Origin of the sequence: Vagococcus elongatus (assembly GCF_003987645.1) — a bacterium.
In the GTDB taxonomy this organism is placed as follows: Bacteria; Bacillota; Bacilli; order Lactobacillales; family Vagococcaceae; genus Vagococcus_A; species Vagococcus_A elongatus.
On sequence record NZ_NGKA01000006.1, the window covers coordinates 78197 to 96979 of the forward strand.

The 18783-nt window shown below is 40.5% G+C and carries 16 protein-coding genes, 1 riboswitch and 1 other annotated feature; of the genes, 10 read left to right on the plus strand and 6 right to left on the minus strand.

Features of this window, described 5'->3' with window-relative positions:
* The first annotated feature begins 58 nt into the window (after nucleotides 1-58).
* Nucleotides 59-146, plus strand: a riboswitch (SMK box riboswitch).
* Nucleotides 144-1331 carry a methionine adenosyltransferase gene (gene metK, locus CBF29_RS05260; RefSeq protein ID WP_126808117.1) on the plus strand — a complete coding sequence of 396 codons (1188 nt, stop codon included), beginning with the start codon at nucleotides 144-146 and terminating at the stop codon, nucleotides 1329-1331. It overlaps the preceding riboswitch by 3 nt.
* 84 nt (nucleotides 1332-1415) lie before the next feature.
* Here metK and mnmM read toward each other — a convergent pair whose 3' ends face one another.
* From mnmM to CBF29_RS05285, 5 genes are all read right to left on the minus strand, one after another.
* Nucleotides 1416-1997: a tRNA 5-(aminomethyl)-2-thiouridylate-methyltransferase MnmM gene (gene mnmM / locus CBF29_RS05265; protein ID WP_126808119.1), complete on the minus strand. Its 582-nt coding sequence runs from the start codon at nucleotides 1995-1997 to the stop codon at nucleotides 1416-1418.
* Nucleotides 1991-2959, minus strand: a complete 969-nt coding sequence (gene mnmL, locus CBF29_RS05270) for a tRNA modification radical SAM protein MnmL/YtqA (RefSeq protein ID WP_126808121.1) — start codon at nucleotides 2957-2959, stop codon at nucleotides 1991-1993. Before mnmL ends, mnmM begins: the two co-directional genes overlap by 7 nt.
* 17 nt (nucleotides 2960-2976) lie before the next feature.
* Nucleotides 2977-3630 (minus strand): phosphatase PAP2 family protein, encoded by a 654-nt coding sequence (locus CBF29_RS05275; protein ID WP_126808123.1) that lies wholly within the window; start codon nucleotides 3628-3630, stop codon nucleotides 2977-2979.
* A gap of 110 nt (nucleotides 3631-3740) precedes the next feature.
* Nucleotides 3741-4916 (minus strand): DUF4097 family beta strand repeat-containing protein, encoded by a 1176-nt coding sequence (locus tag CBF29_RS05280; protein ID WP_126808126.1) that lies wholly within the window; start codon nucleotides 4914-4916, stop codon nucleotides 3741-3743.
* A gap of 2 nt (nucleotides 4917-4918) precedes the next feature.
* The gene (locus CBF29_RS05285; RefSeq protein ID WP_126808128.1) at nucleotides 4919-5566 is read right to left on the minus strand and encodes a DUF1700 domain-containing protein; all 648 of its coding nucleotides are present in this window, start codon (nucleotides 5564-5566) and stop codon (nucleotides 4919-4921) included.
* Between the two features lie 310 nt (nucleotides 5567-5876).
* Between CBF29_RS05285 and CBF29_RS05290 the strand changes: the two genes are divergently transcribed.
* The 4 genes from CBF29_RS05290 to CBF29_RS05305 all read left to right on the plus strand — a co-directional run bounded on the left by CBF29_RS05290 (nucleotide 5877) and on the right by CBF29_RS05305 (nucleotide 11971).
* Nucleotides 5877-8270 carry a LysM peptidoglycan-binding domain-containing protein gene (locus tag CBF29_RS05290; RefSeq protein WP_126808130.1) on the plus strand — a complete coding sequence of 798 codons (2394 nt, stop codon included), beginning with the start codon at nucleotides 5877-5879 and terminating at the stop codon, nucleotides 8268-8270.
* A gap of 32 nt (nucleotides 8271-8302) precedes the next feature.
* Nucleotides 8303-8516 (plus strand) — a binding site (T-box leader).
* Between the two features lie 55 nt (nucleotides 8517-8571).
* Nucleotides 8572-10986 carry a leucine--tRNA ligase gene (gene leuS / locus CBF29_RS05295; RefSeq protein WP_126808133.1) on the plus strand — a complete coding sequence of 805 codons (2415 nt, stop codon included), beginning with the start codon at nucleotides 8572-8574 and terminating at the stop codon, nucleotides 10984-10986.
* Between the two features lie 89 nt (nucleotides 10987-11075).
* The gene (locus CBF29_RS05300) at nucleotides 11076-11510 is read left to right on the plus strand and encodes a YaiI/YqxD family protein (RefSeq protein WP_342775190.1); all 435 of its coding nucleotides are present in this window, start codon (nucleotides 11076-11078) and stop codon (nucleotides 11508-11510) included.
* Nucleotides 11507-11971: a low molecular weight protein-tyrosine-phosphatase gene (locus tag CBF29_RS05305; protein ID WP_126808137.1), complete on the plus strand. Its 465-nt coding sequence runs from the start codon at nucleotides 11507-11509 to the stop codon at nucleotides 11969-11971. The genes CBF29_RS05300 and CBF29_RS05305 overlap by 4 nt, the downstream gene beginning before the upstream one ends.
* A gap of 176 nt (nucleotides 11972-12147) precedes the next feature.
* Here the strand turns inward: CBF29_RS05305 and CBF29_RS05310 are convergent, their stop codons facing one another.
* Nucleotides 12148-12858 (minus strand): class A sortase, encoded by a 711-nt coding sequence (locus CBF29_RS05310; RefSeq protein WP_126808139.1) that lies wholly within the window; start codon nucleotides 12856-12858, stop codon nucleotides 12148-12150.
* 261 nt (nucleotides 12859-13119) lie between these two features.
* Here CBF29_RS05310 and CBF29_RS05315 point away from each other — a divergent pair, with 261 nt between their 5' ends.
* From CBF29_RS05315 to acpS, 5 genes are all read left to right on the plus strand, one after another.
* Nucleotides 13120-13884: a hypothetical protein gene (locus CBF29_RS05315; RefSeq protein ID WP_126808142.1), complete on the plus strand. Its 765-nt coding sequence runs from the start codon at nucleotides 13120-13122 to the stop codon at nucleotides 13882-13884.
* Nucleotides 13885-13957: 73 nt separating this feature from the next.
* Nucleotides 13958-15001 carry a D-alanine--D-alanine ligase gene (locus tag CBF29_RS05320; RefSeq protein ID WP_126808144.1) on the plus strand — a complete coding sequence of 348 codons (1044 nt, stop codon included), beginning with the start codon at nucleotides 13958-13960 and terminating at the stop codon, nucleotides 14999-15001.
* A 210-nt stretch (nucleotides 15002-15211) separates the two neighbouring features.
* Nucleotides 15212-16597, plus strand: a complete 1386-nt coding sequence (locus CBF29_RS05325; protein WP_126808147.1) for a UDP-N-acetylmuramoyl-tripeptide--D-alanyl-D-alanine ligase — start codon at nucleotides 15212-15214, stop codon at nucleotides 16595-16597.
* A 109-nt stretch (nucleotides 16598-16706) separates the two neighbouring features.
* Complete coding sequence (cshA, locus tag CBF29_RS05330) at nucleotides 16707-18224, plus strand: degradosome RNA helicase CshA (protein ID WP_126808149.1); 1518 nt, start codon at nucleotides 16707-16709, stop codon at nucleotides 18222-18224.
* Nucleotides 18225-18411: 187 nt separating this feature from the next.
* A complete protein-coding gene (gene acpS, locus CBF29_RS05335; protein ID WP_126808152.1) occupies nucleotides 18412-18774 on the plus strand; it encodes a holo-ACP synthase in 363 nt (120 codons plus the stop codon).
* Nucleotides 18775-18783 lie beyond the last annotated feature (9 nt).

Sequence of the window (18783 nt, forward strand, 5' to 3'; positions counted from 1 at the left end):
CAAGTAGTGATTGATTTTTAAATAAATATAGCGTTTTGCTTTAAATTTGTTATACTAAGAACGTTGCAAGATTCCCGATAGGATTTAAAAAGTTTCTTTTTAAAGATTCCTTGTAACCGAAAAATATAAAAGGGGGAATGGAAATGATTGAAAAAAGATTATTTACTTCAGAATCTGTTTCTGAAGGCCATCCAGATAAAGTAGCAGATCAAATCAGTGATGCGATTTTAGATGCTTTATTGGAACAAGATCCAAAGGCACGGGTTGCTTGTGAAGCAGCAGTGACGACTGGTTTGGTGTTTGTCTTTGGTGAAATATCTACGACAGGCTATGTGGATATCCAAAAGGTGGTGCGTCAAACCATTAAAGACATCGGCTATACCCGGGCCAAATTCGGCTTTGACGGAGATACTTGCGCCGTCATGGTAGCAATCGACGAACAGTCGCCAGACATCGCACAAGGTGTGGATAATGCCTTGGAGACTAGAGAAGAAGCTCTTGGAGACAAGGATATCGGTGCGGGAGATCAGGGACTGATGTTCGGGTTTGCCTGTGATGAAACCCCAGAACTTATGCCGCTGCCTATCTCGTTAAGTCATCATTTGGTGCGTCGTTTGGCAGAATTGAGAAAGAGCAAGGAGCTTCCTTATTTAAGACCCGATGCCAAGTCTCAGGTGACGGTAGAATATGATGCCAAGGGTCAGCCCCAGCGTATCGATACAGTTGTCATCAGTACCCAACATGAAGATGGCATCACTCTAGAGCAAATTAAAGAAGATATCATGGAAAAAGTAATTCGTTTTGTGATTCCTTCTTCTTTGCTGGATGAAAAAACTCGTTATTTTATCAATCCAACAGGACGTTTTGTGATTGGCGGTCCTCAAGGAGATGCCGGATTGACCGGAAGAAAAATCATCGTAGATACTTATGGCGGGTATGCCCGTCACGGCGGAGGTGCCTTTTCGGGAAAAGACGGCACGAAAGTCGATCGTTCAGCTAGTTATGCCGCAAGATACATTGCAAAAAATATTGTGGCTGCCAAGTTGGCAAAAAAATGTGAAGTGCAGTTGGCTTATGCCATCGGTGTTGCTTACCCTGTGTCGATTGCTATCGATACGTTTTGCACCGGGACAGTAGCAGAGGAACGTTTAGTCGAAGCAGTGAGAGCTAATTTTGATTTACGTCCCCAAGGTATTATCGATATGCTGGATTTAACCAAACCCATCTATAAAAAAACAGCTGCTTATGGTCACTTTGGCCGAACGGATGTTGACTTTACATGGGAGCGGACAGATAAAGTGGAAGCACTTTTAGCTAGTTTGGCAGAATAAATAAAGACTTTGACGAGTCCGATGTAAGACACGTCAAAGTCTTTATTTATGATGAAAAAGAGTCAATAGGTTAAATTTTTTCAGCTAAGGATTATTTTTTCTCAACTTCTTTTCGATACAAATCAGTATCGGAGGGGAATTTTTTTGATTGATAAATTGATAATTCAGCACATTAAACTCCTCTTGAGGGATGGCTTTGACAAAATCAAGGACGGTTTCTTTTTCTTGTTCGCCCCCGGGGTGTCCATAGTAAATAACCATAACAATTCGACCGCCTTTTTCCAAATGGTCCATCAATGTAGACAGAGCTGTGATAGTGGTCTTTCCCTGAGTGATGATTTGTTTGTCGCCTTTGGGGAGGTAGCCTAAATTGAAAACAGCCCCTTTGATTCGCTCCTCATTTGTTAAAACGTCTTGAATTTTTTCATGCCCTTTTAAGTAAAGGCGGGTCTGGCATGACAGATGTTGTTCCAGCAATTTTTGTTTTGTGATTTCAATGGCTTGGGGCTGGATATCAAAACCGATGACTTTCCCTTGCTTTCCCACTAATTTAGCAAGAAATAAGGTGTCGTAGCCATTACCCACAGTTGCATCTACCACAGTGTCCCCAGAGACGATAACTTCTGCTAACAGCTGATGACCAAATTTCAATGCACTGACTAACATAGTTGATTGCTTCCTTCCAGTCTGACATTGTGTGCTCCCTGACAAGTCTGCCGGCGTTTCATCTCATCATCGATGGCATTTAGGATTTCCCATTTATTGATACTCCACATAGGACCGACTAACGCCTCCCGAGGGGCATCACCTGTTAAACGATGAATGATGATTTCCGGGGGAATCATTTCGAGTTGATCGCAAACTAAACTGACATATTCTTCTTGGCTCATGAACCTCAAATTTCCATTGGCATGATCCCGCATCATTCGGGTGTTTTTCATCAGATGGAGCAAATGAATTTTGATTCCTTGGATGTCAGAATCTAAAATGGTACGGCGGACATTTTCCCTCATCATGTCCGGTGTTTCACCGGGAAGACCATTGATAAGATGGGTACACACCCGTATCTGATGTTTACGGAGTTTTTCCACGCCATCCAGATACGTTTGGTAGTCATGTGCCCGATTTACTTTGCGGCTAGTTTCTTCATGGACGGTTTGCAGTCCCAATTCTACCCACAAATATAGCCGTTCATTCAATTCTGCCAGATATTCGACCACATCATCAGGGAGACAATCTGGCCGGGTACCGATGGACAGCCCTATGACACGCTCTTCGTTTATCACTTGTTCAAAACGATGCCGGATGACTTCCAAGGGGGCATGAGTATTTGTAAAATTTTGGAAATAAACGATATATTTATTGACTGATGGCCATTTTTCATGCATTCGGGCCACTTCTTTTTGATATTGGACCGGCAGCGGGTCTTTCGGTGCTAAAATCGCATCCCCTGAACCAGAAAGACTGCAAAAAGTACAACCGCCGTGCGCCACTGTTCCGTCACGATTGGGGCAGTCAAAACCGCCGTCGATGGTCACTTTAAATACTTTTTCGCCAAATTTTTTTCTAAAAGCGTAATTCAAAGTATGAAATCGTTTGTTTGGGTCATTGGAATAAATAAAAGTCATATATAAAACTCTCTTTCTTAAGGGTGATGGAATAGTTGCTTATAACGATACTTAGCGAACACAGGATAGCTCAGGCCTAGCCAGCTGAGAGCTAATAAATACCCTGCGATAATATCTGAAGGATAGTGAACACCTAGGTAGATGCGGCTGATGCCAATCAGCACGATCAAAAGGGCGAGTATCACCTGTGCCATTTTAGCAAAAACATTTACTCTGACGTAAGGCGCCAAAATAATGATCATAGTGCCGTACAGCATGATTGAAATCATGGCATGCCCGCTGGGAAAACTAAAGTGAGTCGCTGGAACCAGATGTTTTACAGAAGGGCGAGGCCGTTCAAATAAAAATTTAATCAAAAAATTGACACTGGCAGAAATCCCGCAATTCGCTAACAGCCAAGCAGATTCCACCTTCTTTTTTCGTTGCCAAAGGAAGGCAACCACTACTAGTAATAAGAAAATGACCGTTACGCCATTGCCGAATTTAGTCAGCCAAGTAAAGATGCTGGTCAGAACTCTTGAACGATGGTCAGCAATAAAAGTTATTATAGGCAGATCGATTGCCAATAATAATTCTTCATAAAATTTAGCGGTGTAGCCGATGAGCATAAAAATGACCAAGGCAGAGCTGGCATAAAATTGCATAAGAAGTGCTTTATTCGAATGTTTCAATTAGATTCCTCATTTCAGTTAGTAAAAAGCCCTTTAGGCAGCTAAAGGGCTTTTTCATTATAACACAAATTTTATTTAAGGAGAGGCCAAAATTGTTAGGCGACCAACTCTTAATAATGGTAATAAATTTCGAAGATTTGATAGTTTGGCCAATACTCATTGTGAAAATCAATACGAGAATTTTCCATAGCAGTTTCATCCTCCCCATCAATTCGATAGTGATCGATGGTTTCATCATCAGCATCTTTGTCCAGTACGATTTCTCCAGTTTCTTCATCGTAACCAATTGGGAGAAGCTCATACACTCTGACAATACCTAAATCGGATTGAAGGGTCATCGTATGCTCTGCTTTTTCGTTATCGACGGTCATTTTTTCTTCATTGAACAACAACACATCTGGACTGTTTTTGACTTGAATTTTCGTTTGAGATTTTGCTTTATCCCTCAATACTGAGATGACCTTGCCGTTTTTTGAAGTCAATTCAACATCGTGAGTTAATTTGGATGCGGCGTAATAAATGTCTCCTGTTTCAGAAGTAACTTTGACGGGACCTTTTATCTCTTCTAATGTGGTGTCACCCTTATTATTTTCCAGCGATAAATCTTTTGCCGTCACGTTCCAAAGTTGGATATCCCCTGATTGTGAGGTAATCTGGGCATCTTCTGCTAAAGTTGACCGTTCCAGAACGATATGAGCCGATTTGCCTTTAATAGTTGATTTTCCGGTAACATTACTGTCGTTCAGATGAAAAGAACCGCTGTCGGCAGTCACTTCCAACTCTTGAATGGCAGTGTCATAGAGATGAGACTCTGTTTTGGTCACACCCATAGACAGTTTGTCCAAAGCCAATTGACTGATGTTCAAGTAGGTCTGCTGATTAGAATCTGACTGGATATGAAGTTTCTTCACACTGTCAGGGATAGTTACTTCCAATTCGTTTCCTGAACTGATACCTAATTGAACCCCTTCAGGCAGAGAATTATTTTTTTCAAACTTAAAAATTAATTCTGCTGTTTTACCTTTTTCATTAAACTCGTAAGAAGCATTGGTAGGCATGAACCGGTCTGAAATTGTCATGTGGTCGGTTTCGCTTTGATTGATATGCAGGTCTATCTCGCTTGTATTATCGATACGCAGAGTCAATTCTTCTATGTCTTTTTTCAACGCAAGATCCACATTCAGACGATCCTCATTGACTTGACCAATCCCGATACCGACCCCGACAGCCCCAACGACGATGGCAAAAACAGCAATAATTAAAAGATATTTTGTACTCTTTTTCATTGTTATCTACCTCTCAATATTCTTAGATTAGATTGGAGATAAAATCTTGAGAATCTCAGGAAATAGACGGTCAAGGCTTTTAAAATAACAAATCCCAGCAGGCCTAGCCCAAACAATACGATAGTTCCTGACAATGTTAGAAAGCGATAGGAGGTGAACGGAACAAAAAAGCTGATAATACCTAGGATAGGTGTAAGTAAAAGGACGATATCTGCTATCCAAAGGCCCACGAAAAACATGGCAGCAGCAAAGAGCATCCAAATCATGAAAAATAAATTAAAACAGATGACGCCTGCGACTTGGCAGAACCGTAAAAAAAGAGATGTTTTTTTCGGCGGTGCAGCATAGCGTTGATCATAGTCGTGATAATAATCAAAGCTGTTGTCCTGATTGTAATTATCAGGAATCACTTCTTCCCAGTCATGGTAAGTATGTGATTCTGCTGCCGGCTGTATGTTTAAGTCTTTTAAAATTTCCTGGGCAATCTTGACTGGAGAGCCGAGTTCTTTAGAGATTTCTTGTTCTGTTTTTCCGGCCAATTCGCCTTCAGCGAACTTTTGTTCAAATGTTTCTAGCACGGAAACAAGTTGTGCATTATATAAAGGACGTAACTGAATTTTCAATTCTGTCAGAAAATGTTCCTTGTTCATAGAGAGCCTCTTTTCTTTACATTGATTTCTATACTCAATATATAGTGTTTTTACCTTGATTACAATAGGATTTGGTCAAAATCGGGCTTAAGTATGAGGAGGGATTAGACTAGAGTTTTATTGATTTATCAGTCGTATCAGATTTTGTTCACCATTTTTTTCCAACGTGATTTTTTCTGCGAAAAGGGCAAAACCGATTGTATAACGTTTATTATTTTTCTGTAACAAATAAGTGTTAAACAGTTATTTTTAAGGGAATAATGCTATAATTATCTAAACGTGAATTTTTAGGGAAATAGGAGTGAAAAAGATGAGTGAGAAACGTTCAGAAAGAAAAAGAAACAATCACCCGAAATCTCCTGTGATTTTTAGAAAAGGTGCTTCTTTATTAAGTGCATCAATGGTTGTCGGCTCCGCTTTAGTACCAACGCTTGAAGGAATCAAAACAGTGAAAGCTTCAGAGTTGGACCCTGAGCAGCCAAAAATGATAGATCAGCAGGAAACGGAAAAACTTCCTGATATTGAGACAACAAAAAGTTCAGAGGCAGATGAAATAACAGTCAACTCTCAAGAAGAAACAGTTGGATCATCTGAAGAAATCATTGAAAATGGGGAACCATCGGGAGAAAATGTTAACGAGGAAAGTACAGAAGAAGTTCTCTATGAAGGAGAAGAGGGAATACCAGACGGACCGATCGTGACGGAAGAAAAAGAGTTGAAGGAAAATGCTTTTCCAACAGGAATGGTTGCCATGTATCGTTCTGCCAGAAGTTACAGTGCTTTTTCTTCAGAGCAGGATTTCATTCAAACGATTGGTGATCAGGCTAGAACAGTAGCTGCACGCAACGACTTATATGCTTCCATTATGATCGCTCAAGCAATTTTAGAAAGCGGCTGGGGTTCCAGTGCGCTGTCTCTGCCGCCAAACCATAACTTATTTGGTATCAAAGGGAGCTATCAAGGGCAATCTGTGACGATGCAGACGTGGGAACACATCAATGGGAAAGATATTATAGTTCCAGCAGCTTTTAGAAAGTATCCTTCTTATAGTGAATCGTTACAGGACAATGCGAATGTATTGAGAAACACAAGTTTTTCTGCAGGCAATTATTTCTATTCAGGGGCATGGAAGAGCAATACCAGATCTTTCAGAGATGCGACTGCTTGGTTAACAGGCCGTTATGCGACGGACCCGGCATACGGTTCTAAATTAAATAGTATTATCGACCGCTATGGCTTAACCTCTTATGATACGCAGGGGGGCAGCGGCAATACAAATACGGGTAATGAAAACACAGGCAACAGCGGGAATAATTCTGGCGGAACTGTAGTCACACCGCCGACTGCTCCTGACAATAATTCTACCAAACATACGGTTAGGGCAGGGGATACGCTTTATGGCATTGCTTTAAAATATGGCGTAACCGTAGCGCAACTGAAATCTTGGAATAATCTAAAAAGTGATACGATTTATGTTGGAAATGTCCTTACAGTAAAAAATTCCGTGAGCGGGGGCGTCTCCGGCGGCGGAACTTCTTCCAACAACAATCAAAACAACAGCAATAATAATCAGTCAACGAATGGAACTTACACGATAAAAGCTGGGGATACTTTATATGGTATTGCCTTAAAACATGGTGTGACCGTGGCCCAGTTGAAATCTTGGAACAATCTGTCCAGTGATATGATTTATGTGGGACAAACATTGAAACTTAATACTTCCGGCAGTAGTTCTAGCGGTTCAGGAAATACCGGCAGTTCGGGAAATCAGTCGTCAACTCCTTCCGGCAACACGACTCATACGGTCAAAGCTGGAGATACTTTATATGGTTTGGGATTGAAATACGGCGTGACCGTAGCCCAGCTGAGAACTTGGAATAATCTGAAAAGCGATACGATTTTTATCGGGCAGCAGTTGAAAATAAATTCAAAAGGTGCTGCCACAGGTAACAGCAATACGACAAACAATACTAATAACAGTGCTTCAACGGACAGCACTAAAAGTTATACTGTGAAATCTGGGGACACGTTATATGGTATCGCCTTAAAATACAATGTGTCTGTCAGTCAATTGAAATCATGGAACGGTTTATCCAGCGACCTGATTTATGTCGGTCAAAAGATAAAATTAAAAACGAGTACTTCGGCTGGCACAACGGCACCAAGCAATAATCAATCGACTAATACGACAGCCAGCTACACCATCAAATCAGGAGATACATTATATGGTATCGCAGCAAAATATGGTGTGACAGTTTCACAACTGAAATCTTGGAACAATTTGAAAAGCGACGTAATTTACGTTGGAGGCAAATTAAAAATTTCAAGTAGTTCGAGCAATACAAGTAACCCCAACAAGACGGAAACGTCAGCGAATACAAGTACCAGCAAGACAACATACACGATAAAATCTGGGGATACATTATTTGCGATTGCGGCAAAATATGGTGTCTCTGTGGCACAGTTGAAGTCTTGGAATAGTCTGAAGAATGATATTATACATGTGGGACAAAAGTTAAATGTAAACCAGTCCGCATCGACCAGTACTAAGCCAGCTTCAGGGTCGTCGTTTTATTCTGTTAAAGCAGGAGACTCCCTATGGAAAATTTCAGGGGATAAGGGAGTTTCTGTGTCTCAGCTTAAACAATGGAATCAGCTGACAAATGATCTTATCTATGTGGGGCAAAGCCTTAGAGTAAAGTAATGTTTGCAAAAGTAATTCTTTTTTGATATGATGTCATCATCCAGAAGAGGAGTAGTAAAAAGTCAGATCATGGCAGAGAGCACATGTTTGGTGAAAATGTGTATGGTGGAGCTTTTGAACTTGCCTTAATATACAAAAAAGTTGATTTAAAAAATTCTGAGACGGTTTGCTCACGTTATTGAGCATTAAAGCATCGGAAATCCCGATGAAATTTAGGTGGTACCACGTTGATATGACGTCCTATAAAAGCAAAAATCATGCTTTTATAGGACTTTTTTATTTAATTACAGGAGGGACGAAAATGGGGTTTAATCATCTCGAAGTAGAAAAAAAATGGCAAAAGTATTGGGCCAAAGAACAAGTTTTTAAAACAACGGAAGAGGAAAGCAAACCAAATTATTATGCTTTAGATATGTTTCCTTATCCATCAGGTCAAGGACTGCATGTAGGGCATCCGGAAGGGTACACTGCAACTGACATCTTGGCGAGAATGAAAAGAGCGCAAGGGTATAACGTGCTTCATCCAATGGGGTGGGATGCTTTTGGGCTTCCAGCTGAACAATATGCCTTGGACACTGGCAATGACCCAGCTGAATTTACTGAAAAAAACACACAGACTTTTAAAAGACAGATCAATTCTTTAGGGTTTAGTTATGATTGGAATCGTGAAATCAATACCACTGATCCTGCTTACTATAAATGGACGCAATGGATTTTTACTAAATTATTCGAAAAAGGTTTGGCCTACGAAGCGGAAGTGCCGGTGAACTGGTCGCCAGATTTGGGGACAGTTTTAGCCAATGAGGAGGTTATCGATGGTTTGACGGAAAGAGGAGGTTTTCCGGTTTACCGTGTCCCGATGAAGCAGTGGATGTTGAAAATCACCGACTATGCTGACCGGTTGATTGATGATTTGGAATTAGTGGATTGGCCAGAAAGTATCAAGGAGATGCAGCGTCACTGGATTGGTCGTTCAGAAGGGGCCCAAGTGACATTTAAAATCGAGGGGACGGATAAGGAGTTTACCGTTTTTACAACTCGTCCAGATACGTTGTTTGGTGCGACTTATGCAGTTTTTGCGCCAGAATTGCCTTTAGTTAAAGAAATCATGACTCCAGAGCAGAAATCTGCCGTTGAAAAATATATCAAGGAAGCTGAAAACAAATCGGAGTTGGATCGTACAGAGTTGACGAAAGAAAAAACCGGTGTGTTTACAGGTGCTTACGCCATCAATCCGGTCAACGGAGAAAAAATGCCGATTTGGATTGCAGATTATGTTTTGTCAAGTTATGGTACTGGCGCTATTATGGCTGTACCGGCTCACGATGAGCGTGACTATGCCTTTGCAAAAACCTTTGATTTGCCGATTCGCGCTGTGATTCAAGGGGGAAATATTGAAGAAGAAGCCTATACAGGAGAAGGGGACCACATCAACTCAGATTTTTTGAACGGTCTGACAAATGAACAGGCCATTCAAACGATGATTGACTGGCTGGAAGAAAATAAAGTCGGTAAAAAAGAAATCAATTATCGCTTGAGAGACTGGCTCTTTTCCCGTCAAAGATATTGGGGAGAACCGATTCCGATTATTCATTGGGAAGACGGCACAACAACAGCTATTCCAGAAGAAGAGCTGCCGTTGAAATTGCCTATTGCAACAGATATTCATCCTAGCGGTACAGGGGAATCACCTTTAGCTAATATTGATGATTGGGTGAACGTGGTTGATCCTAAGACAGGCATGAAAGGCCGTCGGGAAACTAATACGATGCCGCAATGGGCTGGTAGCTCATGGTACTATCTAAGATTTATTGATCCTCATAATAAAAATGAAATTGCTGATCCGGAAAAACTGAAACGCTGGCTGCCTGTGGATATCTACATAGGCGGTGCAGAACATGCAGTGCTGCATCTGCTGTACGCCCGATTCTGGCATAAGTTTTTGTATGATATTGGTGTAGTCCCTACCAAAGAACCATTCCAAAAGCTTTTCAACCAAGGCATGATTTTGGGTGCAAACAATGAGAAAATGTCTAAATCAAAAGGAAATGTTGTCAATCCTGACGATGTGGTCCAAAGATATGGAGCTGACACACTGCGTTTGTATGAAATGTTTATGGGGCCGCTGGATGCTTCCATCTCATGGAGCGAGAACGGTTTGGAGGGCGCCCGTAAATTCTTGGATCGTGTATGGCGTTTGATAGTTGATGAAAAAGGTAAAATGAGAGATCGCATCACTACTTATAATGACGGCAAGTTGACGAAAGTTTATCATCAAACAGTAAAGAAAGTCACGGAAGACTTTGAAATGCTGCATTTTAATACAGCGATTTCCCAGTTGATGATTTTTGTAAATGAAGCTAATAAACTGGATTCTCTGCCTTATGATTACATCAAAGGCTTCGTTCAATTGCTTGCCCCTATCGCACCTCATTTGGGGGAAGAATTGTGGGAGATACTGGGAATGGACGGCAGTTTGACTTACGTTCCATGGCCAGACTATGATGAAAAAGAATTGATGGAAGATATGGTGGAAATCGTCATTCAAATTAACGGCAAGGTAAGAGCCCGTGTGTCTGTCTCTAGTAATATGGAAAAAGATGCGTTGACAGAATTTGCTCTGGCCCATGAAGAAATTGCGCAACAGCTGGAAGGAAAATCGGTTAGAAAAGTCATCGCAGTTCCTAATAAATTAGTTAATATCGTGGCAAATTAATGCCGCAAGGGAAGATGATGTGTTCGGCACATCATCTTTTCTCATTAAAGCGGTGAAATCTAGAGGAGGAGATTAGCATAACAGTAATCATTGATGGTGACGCTTGTCCGGTGAAAGAGATTATTTATACGATTTGTGAACGATATCAAGTTCCCGTAACTTTGGTGACAAGCTATGACCATTCGTCAAATAAAGTTCCTGAAAATGTTAACTGTGTCTATGTCGACAGAGGACAAGATTCTGCAGATTTTAAAATCATATCTTTATTACACACAGGGGATATTTTAGTGACCCAAGATTATGGTTTGGCATCTCTGGCATTGCCAAAAAAGGTCAGAGTGGTTCACCATTCAGGGAAAGAGTACACTCAAGCAACTATTGATATGCTTCTCGAAAGTCGGCATTTTTCAGCAAAAATGAGACAGAGCGGTCAAAGAACCAAAGGGCCCAAAAAATTTAGTGAGGCATCACGACAAAAATTTGCGAAAAAATTTGAACAGATGTTAGATGAGGTGGAAGAATGAAGAAAGTTTTATTTGTCTGTCTCGGAAATATTTGCCGTTCTCCTATGGCTGAGGCTGTTTTTCGCCGGAAACTTTTGGATCATGGGTTAGCGGAACAAGTCTTGGTATCTTCTAGAGCTACTGGGAGCTGGAACGTGGGACGGCAGCCCCATCAAGGGACAAGAAAGCTTTTAGACAGACATGGGATCGATTATTCTGGTATTAGAGCAGAAGTTATTCGTAAAGAAGATTTCAGTTCTTTTGATTACATTATCGGGATGGACGCTCAAAATATTATTGATTTGAAGAGAAAATCTCCCGAAGTTTATCATCATAAGATACATTTATTTTTATCTGTTGTCGATGATGTAGCAGCAGATGAAGTGCCGGACCCATATTATACAGGGGATTTTGACCATACTTACGAGTTGATTGATCGGGGCAGTGAGGTGTGGCTGGATATAATCAAACAAGAAATTTAAGTTTTTAAGGGATGCTCCAAGGGATACTTGAAGAGAGACTTAAAGTAAAAAAATCATTTGTGGTTCATTGACCGAAAAAAATAGGCATGGAAATAAGAGTTTATCTTTTTTTCATGCCTGTATTAATCATAAGTAAGTTGAACATTTAGATACTAAGGGTTAATTTTCTTTTAAAGCTAGTTGACGATAGTACCTTCGATTAGATTTTCTTTTAAGTTGAATGCATTTTGCATTTCTTTAGAAGCTTCTTTGACAGACACTTTTTGTACTAATTCTCCTTGAACGGCGATACGATTAGCACCTGTATAATCACAAGTAATCAGAGTAACTAATACTCTATCAGCAACATCGTCAATCAAATCCACTCTGGTAGGGGCAACGTACTCTTTGAAAACCACCGTGTATTCGTAGATGTAGGCTAAGTCTGTCAAGTAAATCGTATGTCCCAGCTCGATGTGAACCAAGGGACCGAATAAAATTTCCCGGTCGATCATGTGGTGACTTGCCAGTGCGTAGTTTCCTTCGCCCATCCTTTGTTCCTCTTTCATAGTTCCTGCACCAAATGTGATAGCATTTGGCGATAAGCCCTTATATACAGGCAAATTGATGTTGACTTCCGGAATGGCAATGCCGCCAACCACATACATATTTTCGTTGTTGAGACGCCCTCTTAACACTGATTCAAAATCAGCAGATTCTACTGCTTCAAAATCAAAGCTGGCTTTCTTATTCATATTGGCTTCAATATCTTTTCTAGAAACATTTTCGACTCGATTTTTATCCAGCAGTTGGCTCAGCAGGAAGGATTGGATTTGTTTGTTGAAGATTAATGCTAATCCAACAAGCAGTAACAGAAGGAGAAATAGATTGATAAAAAAATTTTTCATCCTGTTTGGTTTTTTCTTTTTTGATGCTTTTTTTCCGTGAAGTGCTTGTCTGTTTTTCTTTTCGGTGATCCTCCTCACCCCTTTTCTTTTTGATTATAATAACATAAAAAAATGAAAATAGCATTGGAAGTGAATTATAAATATTACAATAGTGTTTCCAATCGCGGGAATGTAACCAAAATTTAAACTTGTAACTCTGCTATTTTCTTGAAAATGATGTAAAATAGAATACATGGGTAAAAGTTAAAAGGGGTGAACAAGGTGAAAGCGACTCAAGTGTATGTTCATTTAGATACGATTTCAAATTCAGTTATGTCAAAAGGAATGTCACTTGTAGATTTTCAGGAAGCCATAACTTTATTTCCTCAAAATATTTTGTTGTTATCTGCGGAACCATCTGCGGGAGAGTTTGAACCCTCTACAGGCTTGCGAATGATTCGAGGGGAAGAAGCCATTCGTCAATTTTTTAACAGCTCTCTGGATAACGGCAATAGTATGAAATGGATCGACTTCAAAAGTATCGACTTGCTTAGACAACTGACTCCGATTGAAATTTCTGAATTACTTTATTTTGCTCACATGAGAACACATCTCCATTCGCCATTTTTCTATAAATTACAAAATAATTTTGTTTTCTTTGGCCGTCAGGATGACTACGGCAAAGTTTATTATCGTCATTTAGATGAGTTTTTTTTAGTATTGCAGCGGGGTATTGAAAGACAAGTCCAAGAGCAGGTCAATCATAGAAGATTGTTTTTTCAGCAAAAAGTGGCGATACCGACAGTGGACTTAAAACTGTTGAAAGAAGCCAAATCAATCCTTCAAGAGGGTGTGGTCTTTGATTTTTCTCAAAAAGAGATGATCGATGATTTATATTGTGTCCCAGTGTATATTATGGAAGATAAAATCAAGACAGCCACTGAAAGAGACGAAAAGATTTTAACGCTGATTTATTCCCATCTGGACCGGACGTGGACGATCGAATATGAGGATGTTGGTTTATTATATGGCTCTAAACAAGTCTAATCAATTTAGGCTTGTTTTTTTCTGTTGGGAATTGCTATAATGAAGACAGTTTTGTAGAATTGAGGGGAGAAATATGAAGATTGTTGCCTTGTATGGTGGAAAGAGTGCTGAACATGAGATTTCAATTTTGTCGGCTTACTCGATGCTCCAAGCTTTTTATTATGAATACTATCAGGTGCAATTAGTGTATATCACCAAAGAAGGCACTTGGCTGAAAGGACCGTTGTTGACCGAAGCGCCAACAGCCGAAGAAGTTCTTCATCTAACGGAAGAAACAGCAACTAAAATTAAAGTTGGAGACATTGTAGAGGAAGACGCAGTAGTTTTTCCGATTTTACATGGGCCTAACGGAGAAGATGGCACGATTCAAGGACTTTTGGAAACTATCAATATGCCCTATGTAGGGACCGGGGTTTTGTCCAGTGCTTGCGCCATGGATAAAATTATGACTAAGCATGTTTTGCAGCAAATCGGGATTCCCCAAGTGCCTTATGTGGCGGTTGCAAAGGGTGAGTGGAAAGATGATCAGGAAGGGGTCTTTGATTACTGTGAAGGGTCTTTAGTTTATCCCATGTTTATCAAGCCGGCCAATATGGGTTCCAGTGTGGGAATCAGTAAAGCAGAAACAAGAGAAGAGTTGCAAAAGGCTATCGATTTAGCTTTTCAATATGACCGCCGCGTTATCGTAGAACAAGGGATTGACGCTAGAGAAATCGAAGTCGGTGTTTTAGGCAACGATGAAGTCCGGACTACAGTGCCCGGCGAAATCGTGAAAGATGTGGCTTTTTATGATTACGAATCAAAATATATCGACAATCAGGTGACGTTGCAAATTCCGGCAGATATTCCTGAAGAAATCCAAGACAAAGCTAGAGAATTAGCTAAAAAGTCCTATATTGCCTTAGATTGCAGCGGATTGAGCCGATGCGACTTCTTTTTGACCAACAATAACGAATTGTTCTTAAATGAGTTGAATACAATGCCCGGCTTCACTCCTTTCAGTATGTACCCATTGCTTTGGAAAGAGATGGGCTTGAAGTACGGCGATTTGATTGAAGAGTTGATTCAATTAGCCTTGATGCGTCATAAAGAAAAACAACAGTTTGTTCATGAATAAATGCAAGTGATTTAGACAAAGTGATGATACGAGCGAATAAGCCATTAGTTTCAAAAAAATTTATTTTGAATTAGCGGCACGTGCTTATTGCTTTGAGAAGGAACAGTTGTCTAGTCATTTATTTTAATGTGCTATTGATGGGGTTGATGATGGAAAACGTCTCAACCTTATTTTTTTGAAAGAAGAGCGACCGGAGAAAGAGGCGGGGAAATGTTTACTTTAATTGAAATAGCTGACATCGTGAAGGCTAAAAATGATATCAGCAGGTGGTCAGAGGTCATCATTAAAGGTGTGGAATTTGACACGCGAAAAGTAGTGGAAAATAGTTTGTTTGTTCCTTTGAAGGGGACACGAGACGGTCATGAATTTATTGACTTGGCGATTGAAAATGGTGCCAGCGTCAGTTTTTGGGAGGAGGGGACATCTTACCCTAAACCAAAAGATTTCCCTTTGCTGATTGTAGAGGATTGTTTGCAAGCTATGCAGGATTTGGCACATTATTTTGTTAAAAAAATCGCGCCTAGAGTGGTGGGTATCACAGGCAGCAATGGCAAAACTACCACAAAAGATATGGTTGCCAGCGTGTTGAGTCAAAAATTTAAAACTTACAAGACTCAAGGGAATTTTAATAATGAAATCGGCCTTCCTTACACTATTTTACATATGCCTTCAGATACGGAAACGTTGGTTTTGGAAATGGGCATGAACCATAAAGATGAGATACGCCCTCTGTCTTTGCTTGCCGAGCCTGAAGTCGCTGCCATCACGATTATTGGAGAGTCTCATCTGGAGTATTTAGGGTCTCGTCAAGGGGTTGCCGAGGCGAAGATGGAAATAACTGAAGGATTATCTCATAATGGAGAATTGATCGTTCCTGGAGAAGAACCACTGCTGACCAGTTTGCTGGCAAATCTGCCGCAGAATATCGTGACTTTCGGCCAAAAAGGAACGGAAGATGTGACAGCCGACATCGTGGATCGTACCAAAACCGCCATCACCTTTGTTACAAATCATTTTGCTGGAAGAAAGTTTACGATTCCAGTGGTAGGTGATTACAACGTCAACAATGCACTGATTGCCATAGCTGTGGGAGAATATTTTGGATTATCAGAAGATGACATTTATGCCGGTCTGGCTTCTCTTCGTTTGACGCATAGTCGGGCGGAGTGGAGAAAAGCTTGGAATGGGGCAGATATTTTAAATGATGCGTACAACGCTAACCCTACCGCCATGCGCTTGGTGTTAAAAACGTTTGGTCAGATTGACTTGGAGCCGATGGGAAAACGAGTGGCTGTTTTGGCTGACATGGGAGAGCTGGGGACTGACTCAGCTGCCATGCACCGTGAGATGTCGGATGTTATTGATTCTGAGAAAATCAGCGTGGTCCTGTTGTATGGGCAGTGGATGAAAAATCTAGCGGTTGAATTGGCAGAAAAAGAAGAAATGACTTATTTTTATTTTCCTCTTGAAGAACGGGAGGCATTGATAAAAAAAATCAAAGAAGTGCTTCAGCCTCAAGATATAATTTTATTTAAAGGCAGCAATAGTATGAAACTTGCAGAAATAGTTGAGGGAATTTCAAGAAAACAGGATTAATGGTTTGTAACGGAGAGCATTTTATGCTAATATTATAGAGATGTGGACATTGATAAGAATTATTTTGTTCGTAAAAAAATAGATAGAAAAATACTTAGGAGGATATTATTTGAAGTTTGAAGATTTAGGTTTAGCACCAGAACTATTAAGTGCAGTTGAGAGAATTGGATTTGAGGAAGCCACCCCAATCCAAGCAGGAACAATTCCGTTGGCTTTAGAAGGAAAGGATGTCATCGGTCAAGCTCAAACAGGAACTGGTAAGACAGCAGCGTTTGGTTTGCCTATGATCCAGAAGATAGATATTAACAAAAGAGAAATTCAAGGATTGGTTGTAGCCCCTACAAGAGAGCTGGCCATCCAAACTCAGGAAGAACTTTTCAGACTGGGAAAAGAAAAGCGAGTACGCGTTCAAGTTGTTTACGGCGGGGCAGATATTGGTCGTCAAATCCGCAGTTTGAAAGACAACCCTCATATTGTTGTGGGGACTCCGGGACGTTTGATTGACCATATTCAGCGCAAGACATTACGTTTGAATAAAATTAGCACCTTGGTCTTAGATGAAGCAGATGAAATGCTGAACATGGGCTTTTTAGAAGATATTGAGAGAATCATTTCTGAAACCCCTAAAGACCGCCAGACACTACTTTTTTCAGCGACTATGCCGAAAAGTATCAAAGATATCGGTGTTAAATTTATGAAAAATCCAGAACATATCACGATCAAAGCTAAAGAAATGACAGCAAGTTTGATCGATCAATACTATGTTCGTTGTAAAGATTTTGAAAAATTTGATGTGATGACACGTTTCTTTGATGTTCAGACACCGGAGTTGACGATTGTCTTTGCACGTACTAAACGCCGGGTAGATGAGTTGTCTAGAGGTTTAGAGGCAAGAGGTTATAAAGCTGAAGGCATTCATGGGGACTTGACCCAACAAAAGAGAATGAGTGTTTTACGTGCGTTCAAATCTAATAAAATTGATGTGTTGGTAGCAACAGATGTAGCAGCTCGCGGGTTGGATATTTCTGGTGTGACTCACGTGATTAATTATGACATCCCTCAAGATCCGGAAAGTTATGTGCATCGGGTCGGCCGGACAGGTCGTGCTGGAGCAGACGGCATGTCGGTAACATTTGTTACACCGAATGAGATGGGCTATCTTCATGTGATTGAAGAACTTACTAAGAAAAAAATGTCTCCTTTGCGTCCTCCAACGCAAAGAGAAGCTTTTCAAGGACAAATTGGAACAGCTGTGGAGAAAATTCAGGAAGATTTGGAAAAAAATGGCTTGGAAATTTATCAAGCAACTGCAAGCGAACTTTTGACGCAGTATTCTGCGGAAGATTTAGTGGCACTGTTAATCAAGGCAGTGACTAAAGAAGACGCCTCTGAAGTTCCAGTAAAAATCACACCTGAAAGACCTTTGCCTGCTACACGTCGGAATAACGGAAAGCAAAAAGGCAAAAAAACTGGTGATCGCCGAGGCGGAGGCGGCGGCTCTCGTCGCAATGATCGACGTGACCGTGATTTTCAGGGAAGCAACAAAAATAAGCGTAAAGACTGGAATAGCAAAAAACGCAGCAATAAAAGCAAACGGGATTTTGTCATCCGTACCAATCATAAATAAAAAAGTTAAAAACAATTAATCGGGCGTATTCTCCCGTTTAATTGTTTTTTTACTGGGATAATTATTTTGAAAATGGTATCCTTAGAACAGAGCAGTCGTTAAAAAATCAACACTCATGGGCAGAAAAGAGTCATTCATTTTCTGTTTCATTGATTTAAAAAGTAAATTTTTTTGGAAGTGACAGCAGATGAGTATCTATGGTATAGGGATTGATGTGGCAGATATCTCCCGTATTAAAAAAATTCTTCAAACCAATCCGGCTTTTGTTAAGCGTGTGTTGACAGAAAAAGAGCTGGAGCTGTTTGAAGCACTTGGGGAGAAAAGGCAGGCAGAATTTTTTGCCGGCCGATTTGCCTGTAAAGAAGCTTTTTCCAAAGCGTGGGGAACAGGCATCGGGGTACTGGGATTACAGGATATAGAGATTTTAAACGAGCGAAGCGGCAAGCCGGTGGTGACTCGTTCGCCTTTTGAAGGGAAAGTTCACGTATCTATTTCCCACTCGGACTTGGTGGCAGTGGGGCAAATCATTTTGGAAGAAATAAAAAAATAAGCCGAAAAT